At 54.9% G+C, this 19,816-nt stretch carries 23 protein-coding genes; 1 reads left to right on the top strand and 22 read right to left on the bottom strand.

Annotated features, from left to right (window positions below):
• Window positions 1-19: 19 nt before the first annotated feature.
• The 21 genes from ACMWLG_RS02145 to yceD form a co-directional block, all read right to left on the bottom strand.
• Window positions 20-1,324, bottom strand: coding sequence for an NAD(P)/FAD-dependent oxidoreductase (locus ACMWLG_RS02145; RefSeq protein WP_023311163.1), 1,305 nt, complete (start codon window positions 1,322-1,324; stop codon window positions 20-22).
• Window positions 1,325-1,562: 238 nt separating this feature from the next.
• Window positions 1,563-2,105, bottom strand: coding sequence for an alpha/beta hydrolase YcfP (gene ycfP / locus ACMWLG_RS02140; protein WP_008500781.1), 543 nt, complete (start codon window positions 2,103-2,105; stop codon window positions 1,563-1,565).
• Between the two features lie 34 nt (window positions 2,106-2,139).
• Window positions 2,140-3,165 carry a beta-N-acetylhexosaminidase gene (gene nagZ / locus ACMWLG_RS02135; protein WP_023311162.1) on the bottom strand — a complete coding sequence of 342 codons (1,026 nt, stop codon included), beginning with the start codon at window positions 3,163-3,165 and terminating at the stop codon, window positions 2,140-2,142.
• A gap of 11 nt (window positions 3,166-3,176) precedes the next feature.
• Entirely contained in the window at window positions 3,177-4,001 is an 825-nt protein-coding gene (thiK, locus tag ACMWLG_RS02130) for a thiamine kinase (RefSeq protein ID WP_045401893.1), read from the bottom strand.
• Window positions 3,982-4,629, bottom strand: a complete 648-nt coding sequence (lpoB, locus tag ACMWLG_RS02125; protein ID WP_023311160.1) for a penicillin-binding protein activator LpoB — start codon at window positions 4,627-4,629, stop codon at window positions 3,982-3,984. Before lpoB ends, thiK begins: the two co-directional genes overlap by 20 nt.
• 10 nt (window positions 4,630-4,639) lie before the next feature.
• On the bottom strand, window positions 4,640-5,014 hold the full coding sequence (locus ACMWLG_RS02120) for a YcfL family protein (protein WP_023311159.1): 375 nt from the start codon (window positions 5,012-5,014) through the stop codon (window positions 4,640-4,642).
• A 1-nt stretch (window position 5,015) separates the two neighbouring features.
• Window positions 5,016-5,375, bottom strand: a complete 360-nt coding sequence (gene hinT, locus ACMWLG_RS02115) for a purine nucleoside phosphoramidase (protein ID WP_006809243.1) — start codon at window positions 5,373-5,375, stop codon at window positions 5,016-5,018.
• 247 nt (window positions 5,376-5,622) lie between these two features.
• A complete protein-coding gene (gene ptsG / locus ACMWLG_RS02110) occupies window positions 5,623-7,056 on the bottom strand; it encodes a PTS glucose transporter subunit IIBC (protein WP_023311158.1) in 1,434 nt (477 codons plus the stop codon).
• A 297-nt stretch (window positions 7,057-7,353) separates the two neighbouring features.
• The gene (locus ACMWLG_RS02105; RefSeq protein ID WP_045401890.1) at window positions 7,354-8,148 is read right to left on the bottom strand and encodes a metal-dependent hydrolase; all 795 of its coding nucleotides are present in this window, start codon (window positions 8,146-8,148) and stop codon (window positions 7,354-7,356) included.
• A gap of 10 nt (window positions 8,149-8,158) precedes the next feature.
• Entirely contained in the window at window positions 8,159-9,163 is a 1,005-nt protein-coding gene (holB, locus tag ACMWLG_RS02100; RefSeq protein ID WP_023311156.1) for a DNA polymerase III subunit delta', read from the bottom strand.
• A complete protein-coding gene (tmk, locus tag ACMWLG_RS02095) occupies window positions 9,160-9,801 on the bottom strand; it encodes a dTMP kinase (RefSeq protein WP_045401887.1) in 642 nt (213 codons plus the stop codon). Before tmk ends, holB begins: the two co-directional genes overlap by 4 nt.
• Complete coding sequence (gene yceG, locus ACMWLG_RS02090; RefSeq protein WP_045357060.1) at window positions 9,791-10,813, bottom strand: cell division protein YceG; 1,023 nt, start codon at window positions 10,811-10,813, stop codon at window positions 9,791-9,793. Before yceG ends, tmk begins: the two co-directional genes overlap by 11 nt.
• A 2-nt stretch (window positions 10,814-10,815) precedes the next feature.
• The gene (pabC, locus tag ACMWLG_RS02085) at window positions 10,816-11,625 is read right to left on the bottom strand and encodes an aminodeoxychorismate lyase (protein WP_045401885.1); all 810 of its coding nucleotides are present in this window, start codon (window positions 11,623-11,625) and stop codon (window positions 10,816-10,818) included.
• A gap of 120 nt (window positions 11,626-11,745) precedes the next feature.
• Window positions 11,746-12,987: a beta-ketoacyl-ACP synthase II gene (gene fabF, locus ACMWLG_RS02080; RefSeq protein WP_023311152.1), complete on the bottom strand. Its 1,242-nt coding sequence runs from the start codon at window positions 12,985-12,987 to the stop codon at window positions 11,746-11,748.
• Window positions 12,988-13,080: 93 nt separating this feature from the next.
• A complete protein-coding gene (gene acpP / locus ACMWLG_RS02075; protein WP_003857954.1) occupies window positions 13,081-13,317 on the bottom strand; it encodes an acyl carrier protein in 237 nt (78 codons plus the stop codon).
• A gap of 154 nt (window positions 13,318-13,471) precedes the next feature.
• Window positions 13,472-14,206, bottom strand: coding sequence for a 3-oxoacyl-ACP reductase FabG (gene fabG, locus ACMWLG_RS02070; RefSeq protein WP_008500795.1), 735 nt, complete (start codon window positions 14,204-14,206; stop codon window positions 13,472-13,474).
• A 12-nt stretch (window positions 14,207-14,218) separates the two neighbouring features.
• Window positions 14,219-15,148 carry an ACP S-malonyltransferase gene (fabD, locus tag ACMWLG_RS02065; RefSeq protein ID WP_045401883.1) on the bottom strand — a complete coding sequence of 310 codons (930 nt, stop codon included), beginning with the start codon at window positions 15,146-15,148 and terminating at the stop codon, window positions 14,219-14,221.
• Window positions 15,149-15,163: 15 nt separating this feature from the next.
• Entirely contained in the window at window positions 15,164-16,117 is a 954-nt protein-coding gene (locus tag ACMWLG_RS02060; RefSeq protein WP_414762942.1) for a beta-ketoacyl-ACP synthase III, read from the bottom strand.
• 6 nt (window positions 16,118-16,123) lie between these two features.
• Entirely contained in the window at window positions 16,124-17,158 is a 1,035-nt protein-coding gene (gene plsX, locus ACMWLG_RS02055; protein ID WP_059290957.1) for a phosphate acyltransferase PlsX, read from the bottom strand.
• Window positions 17,159-17,238: 80 nt separating this feature from the next.
• On the bottom strand, window positions 17,239-17,412 hold the full coding sequence (gene rpmF, locus ACMWLG_RS02050; protein WP_003857964.1) for a 50S ribosomal protein L32: 174 nt from the start codon (window positions 17,410-17,412) through the stop codon (window positions 17,239-17,241).
• A 16-nt stretch (window positions 17,413-17,428) separates the two neighbouring features.
• A complete protein-coding gene (gene yceD, locus ACMWLG_RS02045; RefSeq protein WP_014883375.1) occupies window positions 17,429-17,950 on the bottom strand; it encodes a 23S rRNA accumulation protein YceD in 522 nt (173 codons plus the stop codon).
• Between the two features lie 140 nt (window positions 17,951-18,090).
• Here yceD and ACMWLG_RS02040 point away from each other — a divergent pair, with 140 nt between their 5' ends.
• The gene (locus ACMWLG_RS02040; protein WP_045620260.1) at window positions 18,091-18,675 is read left to right on the top strand and encodes a Maf family protein; all 585 of its coding nucleotides are present in this window, start codon (window positions 18,091-18,093) and stop codon (window positions 18,673-18,675) included.
• Window positions 18,676-18,740: 65 nt separating this feature from the next.
• Here the strand turns inward: ACMWLG_RS02040 and rluC are convergent, their stop codons facing one another.
• The gene (gene rluC / locus ACMWLG_RS02035; RefSeq protein ID WP_024909023.1) at window positions 18,741-19,688 is read right to left on the bottom strand and encodes a 23S rRNA pseudouridine(955/2504/2580) synthase RluC; all 948 of its coding nucleotides are present in this window, start codon (window positions 19,686-19,688) and stop codon (window positions 18,741-18,743) included.
• Window positions 19,689-19,816 lie beyond the last annotated feature (128 nt).

Raw genomic sequence — 19,816 nt, 5'->3', positions numbered from 1 at the left:
GCCCGGAGGGAGTGAAAGATTAGTGCAGTTTCAGACGCGGACGGATCACGCGGTTGATTCTGCCCACCAGCATCATCAGCCCGGTTTTGAAGTAGCCGTGCAGCGCAATCTGGTGCATGCGGTACAGGGAGATATACACGAAGCGGGCAATGCGCCCTTCTACCATCATTGAGCCGCGCATCAGGTTGCCCATCAGGCTGCCGACGGTAGAGAAGTTTGACAGCGACACCAGTGAACCGTGGTCTTTGTAGACATAGGCTTTCATTGGCTTGCCTTTGTACTGCGCCAGAATGTTGTGCAGCACCAGGCTTGCCATCTGGTGAGCGGCCTGCGCGCGCGGCGGCACGAATCCACCTTCAGGACGCGCACAGGAGGCACAGTCACCGATGGCAAAGATTTCAGGGTCACGCGTGGTTTGCAGCGTTGGCTCGGTTACCAGCTGGTTAATGCGGTTGGTTTCCAGACCGCCGATCTCTTTCATAAAGTCAGGCGCTTTGATACCTGCCGCCCAGACCATCAGATCCGCTTTGATATACTCGCCGTCTTTGGTATGCAGGCCGCCTTCGTCGGCGCTGGTCACCATGGTCTGCGTCAGCACCCGCACGCCCAATTTGGTGAGCTCATTGTGCGCCGCACCGGAAATACGCGGAGGTAGCGCAGGCAGGATGCGTTCACCGGCTTCAACCAGCGTGACGTTCAGCGCTTCGTTAGTTAACCCTTTATAACCGTAGCTGTGCAGCTGTTTCACCGCATTGTGCAGCTCCGCTGACAGCTCAACGCCCGTCGCGCCGCCGCCGACAATAGCGATATTCACCTTACCGTTCGCACCCATATTGCTGGTGTACTTCAGGAACAGGTTCAGCATTTCCTGATGGAAACGACGCGCCTGGTGCGGGTTATCGAGGAAGATACAGTGCTCTTTCACCCCCGGCGTGTTGAAGTCGTTGGAGGTACTGCCCAGCGCCATGACCAGCGTGTCGTACGCCAGTTTACGCTCGGGAACCAGCAGATCCCCTTTATCATCGCGCAGCTCTGCCAGGGTGATGGTTTTGCTTTCACGGTTGATGTCCACCACCGAGCCCAGCTGGAACTGGAAATGATGGTTGCGCGCGTGCGCCAGATAGCTGAGCGCGTCCACGCCCTCATCCAGAGAACCGGTCGCCACTTCGTGCAGCAGCGGTTTCCACAGGTGGCTGTGGTTACGATCCACCAGCGTAATTTTGGCTTTTTTACCGCGACCCAGCTTCTTGCCCAGCTGTGTAGCCAGCTCCAGCCCGCCAGCACCACCGCCTACAATCACTATCTTTTTCAATGGCGTAGTCAACGTGACCCCCTCAAATTATTAACCAATTGTTAATTAAAAGTTATAAAAATAACCCTTAATTAACAATAGGTTACAGCACTGAAACCATTCAGGTGCATTGAGAATACCACGTCAGGCGCATTGGTCATACCAAAATTGATATGCATCAAGTTTTGATGGCTTAAAAGTAGACAATTCTGGTCAAAAAGAAAGCCCGGTACGCTTTCGCGGCCGGGCTTTGATGCATGCGGGTAATTGATTAACCCAGCGTTTTAAACGCTTTGATACGCTGCAGATGCGGAGAAATGTTTTTGAACTTGTGGGTCTGTTCTTCGTCCCAGACGATCTCATAGTAATGATGCAGGAGCTCTGCTGCACGATGGCTGTTGAGCGCTTCATCATTACGCGAAAGGATCACCAGGCAGCGGTCGCGGTTTTTCTCACGGAAGTTGCTGACGCACTTGGTCGCAATATCGACATACTCTTCCGGGCGGTCAATTTTGCCTTCCATGTTCTCGTTCGGGAACAGATTAGGATTGAACACCACCTGGCGAATGTCGCACAGGAAGCCAATCCGCTCTGCCCAGTAGCCGCCCAGCCCCACGCCGCAGATTAACGGGCGATCGTCGACGTTGAGCTGCAACATCTTGTCCACCTCTTTGAGCAGATGCTGCATATCATGCTTCGGATGGCGCGTGCTGTAGCTGATCAAGCGTACATCCGGATCGATAAACTGCAGCTGCAGCACCTTCTCATGATTACCAGGACTGTTTGAGTCAAAACCGTGTAAATAGATGATCATCGTCTTCTCACCACGCTACGCCTTCCGGGAGGGTTTACAGGCTGGCTTTATGTGCCTGCCAGCGCTCATTCAGGTCTTCAAGCCGGGCGTTGACCGTCTTCCAGCGCGCCGAATCCATCAGCTCCTGACGGCTAAATGAACCTTTATGATACAATTGTGTAACACGCTCTGCATTGATCGGCGACAGGTTATCCAGCACGCTAACGGCACCTTTACGATTATTGCAGACCAGGATCATATCGCAACCTGCATCCAGAGATGCCTGACCGCGTTCAGCGTAGCTGCCCATGATCGCGGCCCCTTCCATCGACAAATCGTCAGAGAAAATCACGCCGTTGAAGCCCAGTTCCTGGCGCAGAACGGTTTTCAGCCAGTGCGGAGAACCGCTGGCAGGACGCGGGTCGACGTCGCTGTAAATCACGTGCGCGGGCATAATGGCATCCAGCTTGTTATCGGTGATAAGCGACTGGAAAACCGACATATCTTTGGCGCGAATCTCCGCTTCCGGGCGAGGATCGCGCGGGGTCTCTTTGTGAGAATCCGCCGTCACCGCCCCGTGACCCGGGAAGTGTTTCCCGGTGGTTTTCATCCCGGCATCGTGCATGCCGTCGATGAACCGGGTCGCCATTGCCAGCGCAATACGCGGGTCTTCATGGTATGAGCGCTCGCCAATGGCAGCGCTGATATGCCCTACATCCAGCACCGGGGCAAAGCTGATGTCGATATCCATGGCAATCATTTCGCTGGCCATCAGCCAGCCGGCCTCCTGCGCCAGTTTTCCACCCTCTTCTGTGCCGAGCAGCGCGGCAAATGACTGGGCTGCCGGGAGACGGGTAAAACCGTCGCGAAAACGCTGCACGCGTCCGCCTTCCTGATCGACGGCCACCACCAGATGATTGCGCGATGCGGCGCGGATCTGACGCACCAGCTCACGCAGCTGCGCCGGATCGTGATAGTTGCGGGTAAACAGGATCAGTCCACCCACCAGCGGATGCGCCAGAATTTCACGCTCCTCCGCATCCAGCTCAAACCCTTCTACATCCAACATGACTGGACCCACATCCACCTCTCTTATCCTTTAGTTTGTAACTGACGCCAGGCATCGTCTGCCAGCGCAATAAATTGTTTCTCTCTGGACTGCCGATAGCGCATTTCAAACCAGCCAGCCATTAACATGACGACCCAGGGCCGCCAGCGTTTGACCTGACGCCTCAGCGCGTCGGGGTCAATATGTGCCATCCGGGCGTAGCCCCTGATGAGCATCTGCCGCGCGGCTTCACTCTCTGTCCAGACTGCCGCCAGCTCCAGCGCCACATCGCCATCTCCCGCATACTCCCAGTCGATAAGCCTGATGCCCGCTGGCGTATGAACAATATTCCCGGCATGAACATCCATATGCAACGGCGCGAGCCGAATAGGCTGCGGCTCGCCCGTTTTACGCAGCCGCTTGAGATGTGCCAGCCACACTGGAGTACGTCTGTCTGGCAGGGCTTGCTGCCAGTAATGTTCCAGTAGAGGGAATAACGTCGTTCGCCACCCCAGGCGTGGCTGCCGGTGCAGATGATACAGCATCGCCGCAAGCTCCGGCGTGTCCGGCAGCGCGCTTTTAACTTCACCTTCCAGATAGTCCACGGCCATCCAGCCCTGTCTGAAAAAACGAGGGGCAGGTACGAGATCCGCCGGAAGACGTCTCAGGGCACGAAACTGACGACGAAAATGAGAGGCAGGAGCAGAGGGGTCGTGATTTTGCCGCAAGACCAGACGTCGTTCGCCCTGCTCTATAATGCAACTCGCGCCGCCAAGCCCGGAATGGGCCTGCGGCGCGATAAGGCGGTACTGAGGAAAATAGCGCGTCAGAATCTCTTCACGCGTGCTGTCATTGTTGCGTAACCGCACCTTTACCTGACCAGATAATTTCGCCTGTCTGAACCAGCATCAGCTGCATCTGCAGGGCTGGGGTGTTCACGTTACCGGTGGCGTTAGAGTACAGCACATACTGTGCACCAACGTTACGGGCAATGCCGATCGCCTTGCTGCGGGTGCCGAGGCTATCCTGCGGCGACAGGCCCAGCTGCTGTTTGGCGACGGCGAGCTGCTGAGCCGAGACCAGCGTAAACTTGCCGTTGTTAGCCAGAGCATTGCGCAGGGTTTCCGTGGCTTCACCCGCGTTCAGCGAACCGTTGGTACGGTTGTTGACGCTGTCGACCAGCAACACGCTGCCCGCCGTCACGCCCTGCGCCTGCAGCATTTTGCCTACCATCGGCTGCATTGCCCCGTTCCAGTCGTAATGGCGCACGCGCGGCGTGGGCTGTGACGTCTGGTCCGGATGCTCAATCGGGCCTGGCTGCGCCGGAATAGACGGTACAGACGGCACGGTTGGCTGCTGCTGCGTTGGCGGCGTCGGCTGTTCAGTACCCGGTTTAGCCTCTTCCACAGGCGCAGGCTGTTCAGTTCGGGTCACACACCCTGCGAGAAACAGAGCGAAAGCTGTCACGAGCGCATAGCGGCTCAAATTTTTAATCAAGGTTCACCCCTCAGAGATAAAGATAAAGTCTCACCTTATGCGCACCCAGATAGTTGGCGCTGCCATAGAGCGTTACCGACGACCTGGCCGGAATGGTGACGCTGCGCGGCGCCTCCAGCGGATGCATTTCAAGACCTCTTACGTCATACCAGAAAAAACGGTAGTGGACCGTCACTGGTTCATGTCTTTCATTAAAGAGCGTAGAGGAGGCAGATGAGTTGATTTCACTGATAGTCAACGCGGGCTGTTGCGCCGTGATGCCCGCGGCAAGCACGGAAGATTCCATGACCAGCGTCTGTTCATCATTCACGGGGATCGCCGGACGCGAGCTGCACCCCACAATCATCATCGCCATTACCAGCGCTGCAATACGCCCTTTCAGCATGTCAAAGACCTTTATGTGCCAGCATCGGCCCCAGAGGACGTCCACCCAGCAGATGCATGTGAATATGATAAACTTCCTGGCCACCATGGCGGTTGCAGTTCATGATCAGACGGTAACCGTCTTCTGCAATCCCTTCCTGTTCAGCGATTTTGGCAGCCACCGTCAGCATACGACCTAACGCCACTTCATGCTCGGTTTTTACGTCGTTTACAGTCGGAATCAGAATATTGGGAATGATAAGGATGTGCGTCGGAGCCTGAGGGGAAATGTCCCGGAAAGCCGTCACCAGTTCATCCTGATAGACGATATCTGACGGAATTTCGCGGCGGATAATTTTACTGAAAATCGTTTCTTCAGCCATGACCTTTTCCTTTTTTGTTTAATCTGGCGCAATGCGTCCGCTGTAAACACACTCCCGGAATCGGTGTGTGACACAATCCAAGAGTATGAGCGAGTTTCTCCTGTCCTTTCAACCTCCTCCCTCGATTTCTTTCCTGAATGTTCATCAGCTGACTGAAGAGTGACCGCTCTCGCGTCTCAGTGGCGTTTTTTAAGACACAAATAAAAAAGGCAGCCATTCGGCTGCCTTAGTCTCCCCAGGTCACAACTTAGTTGCTGCGGATGTACTCATCCATTTCGGTTTTCAGGTTATCGGATTTGGTACCGAAGATTGCCTGTACACCAGAACCTGCAACAACTACGCCCGCTGCGCCCAGTTTTTTCAGACCCGGCTGGTCTACTTTCGCGACGTCGGCAACGCTCACACGCAGACGAGTGATGCACGCGTCCAGGTTAGTGATGTTCTCTTTACCGCCGAACGCTGCGACCAGTGCCGGAGCCATTTCGCTGGTAGCGCCAGCTTTGCTGTCTTCTGTCGCATCTTCACGACCCGGAGTTTTCAGGTCTAGTGCTTTAATCAGCACGCGGAAGATAGTGTAGTAAACAACGGCATAGCACGCACCCACGATTGGGAACAGCCACAGTTTGCTGCTGTTGCCGGACAGAACGATGAAGTCGATCAGACCGTGAGAGAAGGACGTACCGTCACGCATACCCAGCAGGATACAGATTGGGAACGCCAGGCCCGCCAGAATCGCGTGGATAACGTACAGGATCGGCGCAACGAACATGAAGGAGAACTCGATCGGCTCGGTGATACCGGTCAGGAACGAGGTCAGCGCTGCGGAGATCATGATACCGCCCACTTTTGCACGGTTCTCTGGCTTAGCAGAGTGCCAGATAGCAATCGCCGCGGCTGGCAGACCGTACATTTTGAACAGGAAGCCACCAGACAGTTTACCTGCAGTTGGGTCGCCCGCCATATAACGTGGGATATCGCCGTGGAATACCTGGCCTGCTGCGTTGGTGAATTCACCAATCTGCATCTGGAATGGAACGTTCCAGATGTGGTGCAGACCGAATGGCACCAGGCAACGCTCGATGAAGCCGTAGATACCAAACGCCACAACCGGGTTCTGGTAAGCAGCCCACTGAGAGAAGGTCTGGATAGCAGAGCCGATTGGTGGCCAGATGAAGGACAGGATCACGCCAGTGAAAATCGCTGCCAGACCAGAGATGATCGGAACGAAACGCTTGCCCGCGAAGAAGCCCAGATACTCAGGCAGCTTGATGCGATAGAAGCGGTTAAACATATACGCTGCAATCGCACCGGAGATGATACCGCCCAGAACACCGGTGTCCGCCAGGTGTTTCGCGGCGATCTCTTCTGCCGGTAAATGCAGAACCAGCGGCGCAACCACAGCCATGGTTTTCACCATGATGCCGTAGGCAACCACTGCAGCCAGCGCAGAAACGCCGTCGTTATTGGTGAAGCCCAGAGCCACACCGATCGCGAAGATCAGTGGCATGTTAGCAAAGACAGAACCGCCTGCTTCGGCCATCACGTGGGACACTACGGCTGGCAGCCAGCTGAAGTTAGCAGAACCGACACCCAGCAGGATACCTGCGATAGGCAGTACGGATACTGGCAGCATCAGCGATTTACCGACCTTTTGCAGGTTAGCAAATGCATTCTTAAACATAATTGAGAGTGCTCCTGAGTATTTGTGCTTTTTTTACGCTTTCACGCATTGGCCCGGGGGGAGTACCGTGCCGTGGACAGGACATCTAAGCGCCCTTTATTTATTACACAGAGTAAAATAATTCCCTCTGAGTTTGTTTGACGGCTATCACGTTTCAGCTTAAGGCGGTCGAAAAACTTTCAGTTATTTACAAAAAGCATGTCCGGATGTGTCTAAATACACACTCGCCGCCCCAAATGAGGCGGTGAACTTTACTCGTTTTACTTATTAATTACGAGCCTAAAAAAAACAGGTGTATCAGACAGATTGCAGGCGGGCGGGGTCGATATGGAACAGCGTGGAGAAGTTTCCCGTCGTCACGCGGGCCAGCTCATCGATGCTGACGCCCTTCAGTACGGCCATGTACTCAGCCACATCTCTCGTCATAGCGGGCTGGTTCTCTTTACCGCGATGCGGTACCGGTGCCAGGTACGGAGAATCCGTCTCCACCAGAATACGATCGAGCGGAACATAACGTGCAGCATCACGCAGCTGCTCAGCGTTACGGAACGTCACGATCCCCGAAAACGAGATATAAAACCCCAAATCAAGCAGCTTCCCCGCCGTTTCTCTGTCTTCTGTGAAACAGTGTAGTACGCCACCGCAATCCGTCACCTTTTCTTCCCGGAGGATAGCCAGGGTATCCGCGCGCGCATCGCGGGTGTGGACGATAACCGGCTTGTTCAGTTCCCGGCCAATGCGAATATGGTTGCGGAAGGACTCCTGCTGGCGCGGTTTGGTTTCCGGCGTGTAAAAATAGTCCAGCCCGGTCTCGCCCATCGCCACCACGCCCTCTTCGGCTGCCAGTCGGCGCAGATCCTCAACGTCGTACGCCTCGTCCTGATTCAACGGATGCACGCCGCAGGAGAACACCACGTTATCGCGAACGCCCACCAGCTCACGCATGGAGCAGTAGCCCGGCAGCGTGGTCGCCACCGCAAGACAGAATTTCACATCGCGGGCAGCGGCTTTTGCCAGCACGTCATCCACGTTTTTATGCAGGGATTGATAATCCAGGCCATCAAGATGGCAGTGTGAGTCGACTAAAAACATAATGTCTCTCTCAGAGATGGGAAACAGGCGGTGTGACGCCGGGTTGCAGGTAATGTTCGATACGCAGTAACTGGTCGGTCAGTAAAAGCTCGCGATTAAGACCCGTCACGGTTAAAAGCTGTTCACGGCTCTGGCAGATGTCATGGAGCATCGCGTGAAGAATCTTCACTGAGAGGCGGTTCGCCAGTGTATTCACCAGCGGCAACGCGTCCGGGTTGGTCAGAAGCGTAGCCCCCTGCTGGATTTTGAGCGCATCCAACAGCAAGGAGGCCAGCCAGTGCAGACGCTCAACGGCCCGATCGCTGTTAAGCGCAGGCAGTAAACTTAGCCAGTCCTGACTGTTCAGTGAGGCATCCAGGGCCCGGCAGAGCGTTTCTCGCTCTGACCAGACGTCAGGCTGCAGTAGTGCCAGCGCCGCTGCGGGCGCGCCGCTGCTCAGGCGCAAGGCGGACAGCGCACCCTCTGGTGACGTTGTCACCTCTCGTTCAAGCCAGCTCAGCGCCCACGATTCCTGAGGTACCGCCAGGTGATGAAGACGACAACGGCTGCGCAACGTCGCCAGTAATCGTCCCGGGTCACGGCATGAGAGGAAAAACCACGTTTTAACCGGCGGCTCTTCCAGGGTTTTAAGCAGGGCGTTAGCCGCCGCCTCGGTAAGCAAGGTGGCGTCTTTAAGCCAGACCACTTTAGCGCCGCCCAGTCGCGCGTGCTCATACAATTTTTCACTGACTTCACGCACGGCATCAATACCGAGCGCGCTTTTGCCCTTCTCAGGCTCAAGGGTGTAGTAGTCTGGATGCGTCCCCGCCTGCATGAGCTGGCAGCCACGGCATTTACCACAGCTCTTGTGCCCTTCCGGCTGCTGACACATCAGAAAACGGGTGATGGCATAAATCAGCGCATCATCACCCATCCCTGGTAATGCCTGAATCAGTAACGCATGATGCCCCCGACCCGCCTGATAGCTGCCGATCAGCTGTTCAAAGTGTGGGCGCAACCATGGATACCATTTCATGCCTGCTGCTCCTGCACCCACTGCGTAATGGTGTGTTGAATGTCGCTCGTGACGTCGTCCAGGGACTGCGTCGCATCAATGGTACAAATTGAGCTGTCCTGTGCGGCCAGCTCAAGATAGCGCGCGCGGGTGCGGTTAAAGAAATCAAACGACTCTTGTTCAATGCGGTCCAGCTCGCCGCGCGCGCGGGCACGCTTGAGGCCCACTTCCGGGGTCACATCCAGATAGAGCGTCAGGTCGGGGCGAAAATCACCCAATACGGCATTACGCAGCGTTGCGAGCATTGTCTGGTCGATGCCGCGTCCTCCGCCCTGATACGCCTGAGTCGACAGATCGTGACGGTCGCCGATCACCCACTTGCCCTCGGCCAGGGCGGGTTTGATCACCGTCTCAACCAGTTGAACGCGCGCCGCGTAGAACATCAGCACTTCGGCCTTGTCAGTGATAACTTCGTCGCCGACGGATTTGATATCCAGTACCAGGCTGCGCAGCTTTTCAGCCAGCTGCGTGCCGCCCGGCTCGCGGGTAAATACCATGTCCGCCACGCCAAGCGCTTTGAGCGTATCCACCACCACGTTGCGGGCAGTGGTTTTACCCGCCCCTTCGAGTCCCTCAATGACAATGTATTTACTGCGCATTTTTTTCCTTAAGTGCCTTCAGATAGTCCTGAACAGAGCGATTGTGGCTGGCAAGGTTGGTGTTAAAGGTATGCCCCCCTTTTCCATCAGCCACAAAATAGAGATACGGTGTTTTAGCCGGATGCGCGGCGGCTTTCAGCGACGCTTCGCTCGGCGTGGCAATCGGGCCTGGCGGCAAACCGCTTATCACGTAGGTATTATACGCCGTTGGCGTCTCCAGATCTTTTCTGGAAATCTTGCCCATATAGCTCTCTCCCATGCCGTAGATAACGGTAGGATCGGTTTGCAGGCGCATGCCGATGCGCAGACGGTTGATAAATACCGACGCCACCCGATCGCGCTCAGCAGCGACGGCAGTCTCTTTCTCGATGATCGAGGCCATGGTCACGAACTGGTTCGGATCGCTGTAAGGCAATCCTTCCATCCGCCCTTCCCAGGCGGCATCTACGGCGGCAACCATTTTTTTGTGCGCCCGCTTTAGGATAGCCACATCGGTCGTGCCTGCCGTGTACATCCAGGTGTCTGGCCAGAACCAGCCTTCCACCCATTCCGGATGTTCAAGCTTCAGCGCTTCTGCCACCGTCTGATAGCTATCGTCTTTTAAGGTATGTTTGATATACGGCGCGTCACGCAGCTGTTTGAGGTAATCGCTCAGGCGCATCCCTTCCACAAACCGCAGTGGGAACTGGGCTTCTTTACCGCTTTCCAGCAGCTGCAGCATCTCTCTGACGGTCATTCCCGGCGTAAAGCGATAGGTACCAGCTTTGAAATGTGACAGCTCAGGCTCCACGCGCAATAGCCACTGGAATACCCGTGGACGATTGATAATCTTGTCGCCATAGAGCTGTTCCCCAAGCGCCTGACGGCCGGTTCCCGCTTTCAGGGTAAAGATCGTTTCGTCTTTAACCAGGATCTTGCTGTTCGCCAGCTGGCGAACTTTCCATACGCCCGCTCCGCCGGCGACGCCCAGCGCAACGATGAGGATAAGGACAAAGCGCAACATTTTTTTCATGACTATCTGGTTTGCTCACATATCGGGGCTAAAAACTGAAACAGCTCGCGCGAAGACCAGCGTTGTTGGCCATACGCACGGACGGGTACAACAGGCATCAGCGCATTGCAGATGATGACTTCATCTGCGGTCCGTAGCGCCGCTTCTCCTGCGCTAACTTCGACAACGCGAAAGCCAGAGCGTGCCAGCTGTTGCAGACAAAACTGACGCATTAACCCATTTACGCCAGCGTATTCCAGCGACGGAGTGAACACCTTTTCCCCCTGCCGCCAGAGTAAATTAGCCGCACAGCATTCCGTAATGAACCCTTCGCTGTCAAGAACCAGCGCCTCATCGGCGTCCGTCTGTTCAAGATGAGTACGAATGAGCACCTGCTCGAGGCGGTTGAGATGCTTAAGCCCGGCCAGCATCGGGTTTCGTCCCAGTCGTACAGGGCTCAGCGTCAGCGTGACGCCGTCTTCTCGCCAGCGAGAATAATGCGCGGGATAAGCAGAAACGGAGAGGATACGCGTTGGGTTGAGGCACGATGCAGCGCTGTAACCCCGGCCACCACTGCCGCGGCTGATGATGACTTTGAGTACGCCGCTGTCCTTCCCGGTTCCCAGCTCGCACATTTCCTGACGCAGCGTGTCCCAGTGCGTAAAGGGGATCATGAGCTTTTCACAGCCATGCTGCAGGCGTCGAATGTGCGCCTCCAGCAAGCAGACATCGCCGTCCAGAATGCGCGCCGTCGTAAAGCAACCATCACCGAACTGTATCGCCCTGTCGCTGGCAGGCAGCGTGTCCTGCTCAAGGCCATTGATTAAAAACATGGTGGCTCCTTATGCGTGGGCAATTAGTCTGGCAGGATGTCATGCAGCCGACAAGAAGATTAGGCTTAATAAAAAAGGCCCGGCAAGCGGACCTTTTTAAATGCGACAGGGACGTCAGGATCAGATCTTTTTGAAGATCAGAGAACCGTTGGTACCACCGAAGCCGAAGGAGTTACACAGGGTGTACTCCATACCGCTAACCTGACGCGCTTCGTGAGGAACGAAGTCCAGATCGCAACCTTCATCCGGGTTATCCAGGTTGATGGTTGGCGGAACAGCCTGATCGCGCAGCGCAAGGATGGAGTAGATTGACTCTACCGCACCCGCCGCACCCAGCAGGTGACCGGTCATGGACTTGGTTGAGCTCACCATTACGCGGCTGGCAGATTCGCCGAAGATAGACTTAACCGCCTGAGCTTCAGCTTTATCGCCTGCAGGTGTAGAAGTACCGTGCGCGTTCACGTAGCCAATTTGTGCTGGGGTAATACCCGCATCACGAATCGCGTTTTCCATCGCCAGCGCAGCACCCGCGCCGTTCTCAGGAGGAGACGTCATGTGGTAAGCATCGCTGCTCATGCCGAAACCAACGATTTCAGCATAAATTTTCGCGCCGCGTTTTTTCGCGTGTTCGTACTCTTCCAGTACGATCATGCCCGCCCCGTCGCCCAGCACGAAGCCGTCACGATCTTTATCCCACGGACGGCTCGCCGCCTGCGGATTATCATTACGGGTAGACAGCGCACGCGCCGCACCGAAACCGCCGACACCCAGTGGGGTACTGGCTTTTTCAGCACCGCCCGCAACCATAGCATCTGCATCGCCGTACGCAATAATGCGCGCGGCCTGGCCGATGTTATGTACGCCAGACGTACAGGCAGTCGCGATTGAAATGCTTGGCCCACGCAGGCCGAACATGATGGTCAGGTGACCCGCCACCATGTTAACAATCGTGGACGGAACGAAGAACGGGCTGATCTTACGCGGGCCGCCATTCATCAGAGATGTATGGTTTTCCTCGATCAGACCAAGACCGCCAATCCCGGAGCCGATAGCGGCGCCGATACGGGTTGCGTTCTCTTCCGTAATTTCAAGACCAGAATCCTGCATGGCCTGAACGCCAGCGACAATTCCATATTGAATGAAGGCATCCATCTTGCGCTGTTCTTTGCGCGAGATGATATCTTCACAGTTAAAATCCTTTACTAAGCCAGCAAATTTTGTTGCATAGGCGCTAGTATCGAAATGGTCGATTAGGCTGATGCCGCTCTGACCGGCAAGGAGAGCTTTCCAGGTAGACTCTACGGTATTGCCGACAGGAGACAACATGCCAAGTCCGGTCACAACTACACGACGCTTAGACACGTTTGTCCTCCAGGGAGGGATAAAAAAAAGAGATTCGTGGGACTAAATAAAGATAAAACTCAGGCGGTCGAATGACCGCCTGGAGATGTTCACTTACGCCTGGTGACCGTTGATGTAATCAATGGCAGCCTGAACGGTGGTGATCTTCTCAGCTTCCTCGTCCGGAATCTCAGTATCAAACTCTTCTTCCAGAGCCATTACCAGCTCAACGGTGTCAAGAGAATCTGCGCCCAGGTCTTCAACGAAGGAAGCGGAGTTCACAACTTCTTCCTGCTTAACGCCCAGCTGTTCGCCGATAATTTTCTTAACGCGTTCTTCGATAGTGCTCATACTCTTAAATTTCCTATCAAAACTCGCTTTCGCGATGGTTTTCGTAGTGTATAAAATGTTGAAAAATTTGCAACTAAATCCCGGCAGTTCGTACCACGATTTTACGTTATTTTGAGGCCATTCGCCCTAATAACGCAAATATTTTTCATCGTGGTTAAACCATATACATCCCGCCGTTGACGTGGAGGGTCTCACCAGTGATGTAACCCGCTTCGTCAGAGGCTAAAAATGCAACCGCACTGGCGATTTCTTTAGGGTCGCCAAGACGACCCGCCGGAACTGCCGCCAGCGTACCCGCACGCTGCTCATCAGTCAGCGCACGCGTCATGTCCGTTTCAATAAAGCCCGGAGCAACAACGTTTACCGTAATACCGCGGGACGCAACTTCACGCGCCAGCGACTTACTGAAACCAATCAGACCTGCTTTCGCCGCAGCGTAGTTAGCCTGACCAGCATTTCCCATGGTACCAACCACAGAACCGACAGTGATAATACGACCATGACGCTTTTTCATCATAGCGCGCATTACCGCTTTTGACAGACGGAATACAGATGACAGGTTGGTTTCGATGATATCGTTCCACTCGTCGTCTTTCATTCGCATTAACAGGTTATCGCGAGTGATCCCGGCATTGTTTACCAGAATATCCACTTCACCAAACTCTGCGCGAATATTTTCCAGAACAGATTCAATAGATGCAGGTTCAGTCACATTCAGTACCAGACCTTTACCGTTTGCACCCAGATACTCGCTGATGGCCTGAGCGCCATTCTCGCTGGTTGCTGTACCAATCACCTTCGCGCCGCGCGCAACCAGTGTTTCAGCAATTGCACGCCCGATACCGCGGCTTGCGCCAGTGACCAGGGCGATTTTTCCTTCAAAACTCATGGTATTCCTCTTTTATTGCGAGAGTGCCGCTGACATCGCTTCCGGCTCGTTAATCGCCGAGGCTGTCAGGGTGTCAACAATACGTTTTGTCAGACCGGTGAGGACTTTACCTGGGCCGACTTCATACAGGTGCTCAACGCCCTGAGAGGCCATAAACTCAACGGTTTTGGTCCACTGTACCGGGCTGTAGAGCTGGCGAACCAGCGCGTCGCGGATAGCTTCCGGTGCGGTTTCGCATTTCACATCGACGTTGTTCACAACGGAAATCGTCGGTGTGTTAAACGTTATTTTTTCCAGCTCAACCGCCAGCTTCTCGGCGGCAGGCTTCATCAGAGCACAGTGAGACGGCACGCTGACCGGCAGTGGCAGCGCACGCTTAGCACCCGCTGCTTTACAGGCCGCACCCGCGCGTTCAACCGCTTCTTTATGACCGGCAATAACCACCTGGCCCGGCGAGTTGAAGTTTACCGGAGAGACAACCTGGCCTTCAGCAGATTCTTCACACGCTTTTGCAATTGCAGCATCATCCAGACCGATGATGGCAGACATGCCGCCCGTACCTTCCGGCACCGCTTCCTGCATGAATTTACCGCGCAGTTCCACCAGACGTACCGCGTCAGCAAACGCGATCACGCCGGCACACACTAGCGCAGAGTATTCACCCAGGCTATGACCCGCGAGCAGCGCTGGCGCTTTACCGCACTGCTGCTGCCAGACGCGCCACAGCGCAACGGACGCGGTCAGCAGCGCTGGCTGAGTCTGCCAGGTTTTGTTCAGTTCTTCGGCCGGACCCTGCTGGGTCAGCGCCCATAAATCATAACCCAGTGCATCAGAAGCTTCACGGAAAGTCTCTTCAATTACCGGATAGTGTGCTGCCATTTCAGACAACATCCCAACGGTTTGAGAGCCCTGGCCCGGGAACACAAAAGCAAATTGCGTCATTTTTTATTCCTTATACTAGAAACGAACCAGCGCGGAACCCCAGGTGAACCCGCCACCGAAGGCTTCAAGCAAGACCAGCTGGCCCCGTTTGATTCGTCCATCGCGTACCGCTTCATCAAATGCGCACGGTACCGACGCCGCAGAGGTGTTGCCGTGACGATCCAGCGTCACGACAACGTTATCCATCGACATGCCCAGCTTTTTCGCGGTCGCGCTGATGATACGCAGGTTCGCCTGATGCGGCACCAGCCAGTCGAGCGCGGTACGCTCAAGGTTATTCGCTTCCAGCGTTTCATCAACGATATGTGCAAGCTCGGTTACCGCCACCTTGAACACCTCGTTCCCTGCCATAGTCAGGTAAATCGAGTTGTCCGGATTAACGCGATCGGCGTTAGGCAGGGTCAACAGTTCGCGGTAGCTGCCATCAGCATGCAGATGCGTAGAGATGATACCCGGCTCTTCGGACTGCCCCAGCAGCACCGCGCCCGCACCATCACCAAAAATAATGATCGTTCCACGATCGGTTGGATCGCAGGTACGCGCCAGCACGTCAGCACCGATCACCAGCGCATATTTAACGGCACCGGATTTCACGTACTGATCGGCGACGCTCAGCGCATAGGTGAAGCCTGCGCACGCGGCAGCGACGTCAAACGCCGGACAGCCTTTAATACCGAGCATGTTCTGCACCTGGCATGCCGCGCTTGGGAAAGCATGTGTGGCAGACGTCGTGGCGACCACGATCAAACCAATCTGTTCTTTATCAATGCCCGCCATTTCGATAGCACGCTGTGCGGCTTCGTAACCCATGGTCGACACGGTTTCGTCTGGCGCGGCAATACGACGTTCACGGATACCTGTGCGCGTGACAATCCACTCGTCAGACGTATCTACCATTTTTTCCAGATCGGCGTTAGTACGCACTTGTTTTGGCAGGTAGCTGCCGGTACCTAAAATCTTCGTATACATGTACGCTCAGTCACTTTTAGCTAATACAGATTCCAGGCGAGCGGCAATCCGCTGAGGGACTTGTCGCTGCACCGCCTGCACTGCCTGTTCAATCGCGACAGCAAATGCTCGCTGATTGGCGGCGCCATGACTCTTAATCACGATGCCGCGCAATCCTAACAGACAGGCGCCATTATACTGGTCGGGGTTGAGGTGACTGAATCGCCGCGTCAGGCTCTTTTGTAACCAACGCTTCAATAAAATCAGCCACCAGGCGCTTTTTTTACCTTCTCCCTGAGATTTCAGCAGAGAAAGAAACATGCGTACGACCCCTTCCATGGTCTTCAACGTGACGTTCCCGGTGAAGCCATCGCACACCAGAACATCCGTTTTACCCGTCAACAACTCATTGGCTTCGAGATAACCAATATAGTTGATGGAGGGAACCTGTTTGAGCAATTCAGCCGCTTCGCGAATGCTGTCCAGGCCTTTGGTCTCTTCTTCACCAATGTTCAGTAACGCAACACGGGGAGTGTTGATTCCGACAACTTCTTCTGCCAGCACCGATCCCATCACGGCAAACTGAGCCAGCATAGTACTATCACAGTCGACGTTAGCGCCCAAATCGAGCACTACCGTCTTGCCCTTCTGCTGATGCGGTAACACCGTTACCAGCGCCGGACGCTCAATACCTTCAATAGGTTTGAGCAGCAATTTCGAGAGGCCCATCAGCGCGCCGGTATTCCCCGCGCTGACGCAAGCCTGAGCTCGCCCTTCTTTCACCAGCTCCAGCGCTATCCGCATAGAGCTGCCACGACTATTGCGAATGGCCTGCGAGGGTCGGGCATCACTGGCAATAACTGACTGCGCAGGGATAATCTGCAGACGCGAACGTTGTTCAAAGTCAGCTTTTGCGAGTAATGGCGTGATTGTGTCGGGATTGCCGACTAAAAGGAGTGTGAGTTGCGAATTAGAATTCAGTGCCTGCAATGCTGCAGGCACTGTCACGGAAGGGCCAAAATCACCCCCCATGACATCTAACGCCAGGGTTAGACGTGTCAAGGTATCGTCGCAGCCTGGTTCGGTAAATTCCCCGTTTGCACGGGGAAATCCTCACTAAGCCTAATCACGCTTGCGCGTGATTACTTAGTGATAACCTTGCGGCCGCGGTAGAAACCGTCAGCGGTGATGTGGTGACGCAGGTGTTTCTCACCAGAAGTCTTGTCTACAGACAGGCTGGTAACTGCAGTCAGCGCGTCATGGGAACGACGCATGCCACGTTTGGAACGGGTTGGTTTATTCTGTTGTACGGCCATGGACCTTACTCCTCAATTACTTACGCTTTAAGCTGGCTAATACGGCAAATGGGTTTGGTTTTTGCGCTTCATCAGGCAGTTCCCCAAAGACCATGTCCGCCTCGGACACTTCACAGTGTTCAGAATCATGCACCGGAACCACTGGCAAGGTGAGGATGATTTCATCTTCAACCAGAGCCAGAAGATCGATTTCACCGAATTCGTTAACCTCAATCGGCTCATACGCTTCCGGGAGTGCTTCAGCCTGTTCGTCAGAACGAACCGGACTGAAACAATACGTTGTGTGAACATGCTGTACAAACGGTTTCCCGCAACGCTGACACTCGAGCGTTACCGTCACCTTTGCATCACCGGTTAAAACGGCGAGACGCTGGTTGTCGATAGCGAACGACATGGAGCATTCTACATCACTGTCCACACTGACTACGGATTCGGCAATACGCTCAGCCTGATCGGAAGTATAGATACCTTCGTAATCGAGGCGTTTTTGAGCCGTACGAACCGGATCAAGAGTCAGGGGTAATTTTACCTTTTGCATAGGGCGCGCATATTAACTTTGTAACGTCATAGAGTCAAAGAAAAAGGCAACCAGAGCTGCCTTTTGCCAATTATTCGCACACATTGCGGCCTGTAGTTTAAAATGGCTGGCATCGATACGCTATATCTGGTGATAAAAATATGCCAAATCTCGTCCTTGCTTCCACATCTCCCTACCGCCGAACGCTGCTGGAAAAGCTCGGGATCCCGTTTGAATGCGCCGCGCCAGAGGTGGATGAGACGCCACAGCCGGGCGAATCACCGCGTCATCTGGTGATGCGTCTTGCTAAAGAGAAAGCGCAGTCGCTGGCCGCACGTTACCCCGCACATTTGATTATAGGCTCAGACCAGGTTTGCGTGCTGGACGGCGAAATCACCGGCAAGCCCCATACGGAGGAGAACGCCTGTCAGCAGCTTCTGCGTGCGCGAGGCACTATCGTGACCTTTTATACCGGCCTGGCGCTCTATAACTCCGCCACCGGTCATCTGCAAACCGAATGCGAGCCGTTCGACGTACACTTCCGCCATCTCAGCGAGCAAGAGATCGTGGATTATGTGCGCCGGGAACGTCCGCTGAACTGTGCGGGAAGCTTTAAAAGTGAAGGATTGGGGATTGCGCTGTTCGACAAGCTGGACGGACGCGATCCCAACACGCTGGTGGGGTTACCGCTGATTGCCCTGTGTCAGATGTTAAGACGAGAAGAGTGTAATCCGCTGACCATATGACTGGAAGGTTGCGGCCTGATGCCCTCACCCCAGCCCTCTCCCACAGGGAGAGGGGGGAAGCAAAATCAGCCGCGCAGAACCTTAAGACAGCGTTTCAACTGCTCGTCCAGCGGCGCTTCAATACGGATGACTTCCCCCGTATTTGGATGGGTAAACTTCAGCGCTGCCGCATGCAGGAACAGACGCGACAGCCCCGTCCCCGCCAGCTGCTTATCAAACTCGCGGTCGCCATAGCGGTCATCAAAGGCAATTGGGTGCCCTGCAAACTGCGTATGCACGCGGATCTGATGGGTACGACCTGTCACCGGACTGCAGCGCACCAGCGTGGCAAACTCATAGCGCTCTTCAACTTTAAAGCGTGTCTCAGACGGTTTCCCTTCCTGGCTTACGCGGACAATACGTTCGCCGCTTTGCAGAATATTCTTCAGCAGCGGCGCCTGCACTACTTTTACATGGGACTGCCACTGACCGCGCACCAGCGCCAGGTAGTCTTTCTGCATCCCTTTTTCACGCAGCTGTTCATGCAGCGAACGCAGCGCAGAACGCTTTTTCGCCACCAGCAGTACGCCAGAGGTATCACGGTCAAGACGGTGCACCAGTTCAAGGAAGCGTGCTTCCGGGCGCAGGGCTCGCAGCCCTTCAATCACGCCGAAGCTCAGGCCGCTACCGCCATGAACAGCTGTTCCTGACGGTTTATTGAGCACCAGAATGTGGTCATCTTCGTACAGGATCACATCGCTCAGGGCCGCCACTTTCTGTAGCTTCGGTGAAACGGTCTCTTCTTCACGTTCCGCAACGCGCACCGGCGGAATACGCACTTCATCGCCCGCCTCGAGTTTGTACTCGGGCTTCACGCGTTTTTTGTTCACCCGCACTTCGCCCTTACGCAGGATGCGGTAAATCATGCTCTTTGGCACACCTTTCAACTGGGTGCGCAAAAAGTTATCGATACGTTGCCCCGCGTCATCTTCGGCGATGGCAACCATTTTTACGGCTGGAGTCTCTGTTTTCATGGTTGGCGATTCTAAATATCGTCAGCCATTAGCGCCACTCATTTTTCTATGCTTATATTTACTTTTATCCGGCCAGCTCCCCGTTTCGCGCAACCGATTTGGTGGTTATTAAACCAATCGCCATTCTG

Origin of the sequence: Enterobacter sp. 01-M-02-SI-ECC, from assembly GCF_047530595.1 — a bacterium.
GTDB lineage: Bacteria > Pseudomonadota > Gammaproteobacteria > Enterobacterales > Enterobacteriaceae > Enterobacter > Enterobacter cloacae_M.
This window is presented reverse-complemented; position numbering and strand designations above follow the sequence as displayed.

What these genes read in the sequence shown, in the direction of transcription:
- ycfP (WP_008500781.1), bottom strand. Translation starts at nt 2,105, where the DNA reads ATGATCATCTATTTACACGGTTTTGACTCAAACAGTCCTGGTAATCAT.
- ACMWLG_RS02120 (WP_023311159.1), bottom strand. Translation starts at nt 5,014, where the DNA reads ATGCTGAAAGGGCGTATTGCAGCGCTGGTAATGGCGATGATGATTGTG.
- hinT (WP_006809243.1), bottom strand. Translation starts at nt 5,375, where the DNA reads ATGGCTGAAGAAACGATTTTCAGTAAAATTATCCGCCGCGAAATTCCG.
- ptsG (WP_023311158.1), bottom strand. Translation starts at nt 7,056, where the DNA reads ATGTTTAAGAATGCATTTGCTAACCTGCAAAAGGTCGGTAAATCGCTG.
- ACMWLG_RS02105 (WP_045401890.1), bottom strand. Translation starts at nt 8,148, where the DNA reads ATGTTTTTAGTCGACTCACACTGCCATCTTGATGGCCTGGATTATCAA.
- holB (WP_023311156.1), bottom strand. Translation starts at nt 9,163, where the DNA reads ATGAAATGGTATCCATGGTTGCGCCCACACTTTGAACAGCTGATCGGC.
- tmk (WP_045401887.1), bottom strand. Translation starts at nt 9,801, where the DNA reads ATGCGCAGTAAATACATTGTCATTGAGGGACTCGAAGGGGCGGGTAAA.
- yceG (WP_045357060.1), bottom strand. Translation starts at nt 10,813, where the DNA reads ATGAAAAAAATGTTGCGCTTTGTCCTTATCCTCATCGTTGCGCTGGGC.
- pabC (WP_045401885.1), bottom strand. Translation starts at nt 11,625, where the DNA reads ATGTTTTTAATCAATGGCCTTGAGCAGGACACGCTGCCTGCCAGCGAC.
- acpP (WP_003857954.1), bottom strand. Translation starts at nt 13,317, where the DNA reads ATGAGCACTATCGAAGAACGCGTTAAGAAAATTATCGGCGAACAGCTG.
- fabG (WP_008500795.1), bottom strand. Translation starts at nt 14,206, where the DNA reads ATGAGTTTTGAAGGAAAAATCGCCCTGGTCACTGGCGCAAGCCGCGGT.
- fabD (WP_045401883.1), bottom strand. Translation starts at nt 15,148, where the DNA reads ATGACGCAATTTGCTTTTGTGTTCCCGGGCCAGGGCTCTCAAACCGTT.
- ACMWLG_RS02060 (WP_414762942.1), bottom strand. Translation starts at nt 16,117, where the DNA reads ATGTATACGAAGATTTTAGGTACCGGCAGCTACCTGCCAAAACAAGTG.
- rpmF (WP_003857964.1), bottom strand. Translation starts at nt 17,412, where the DNA reads ATGGCCGTACAACAGAATAAACCAACCCGTTCCAAACGTGGCATGCGT.
- yceD (WP_014883375.1), bottom strand. Translation starts at nt 17,950, where the DNA reads ATGCAAAAGGTAAAATTACCCCTGACTCTTGATCCGGTTCGTACGGCT.
- ACMWLG_RS02040 (WP_045620260.1), top strand. Translation starts at nt 18,091, where the DNA reads ATGCCAAATCTCGTCCTTGCTTCCACATCTCCCTACCGCCGAACGCTG.
- rluC (WP_024909023.1), bottom strand. Translation starts at nt 19,688, where the DNA reads ATGAAAACAGAGACTCCAGCCGTAAAAATGGTTGCCATCGCCGAAGAT.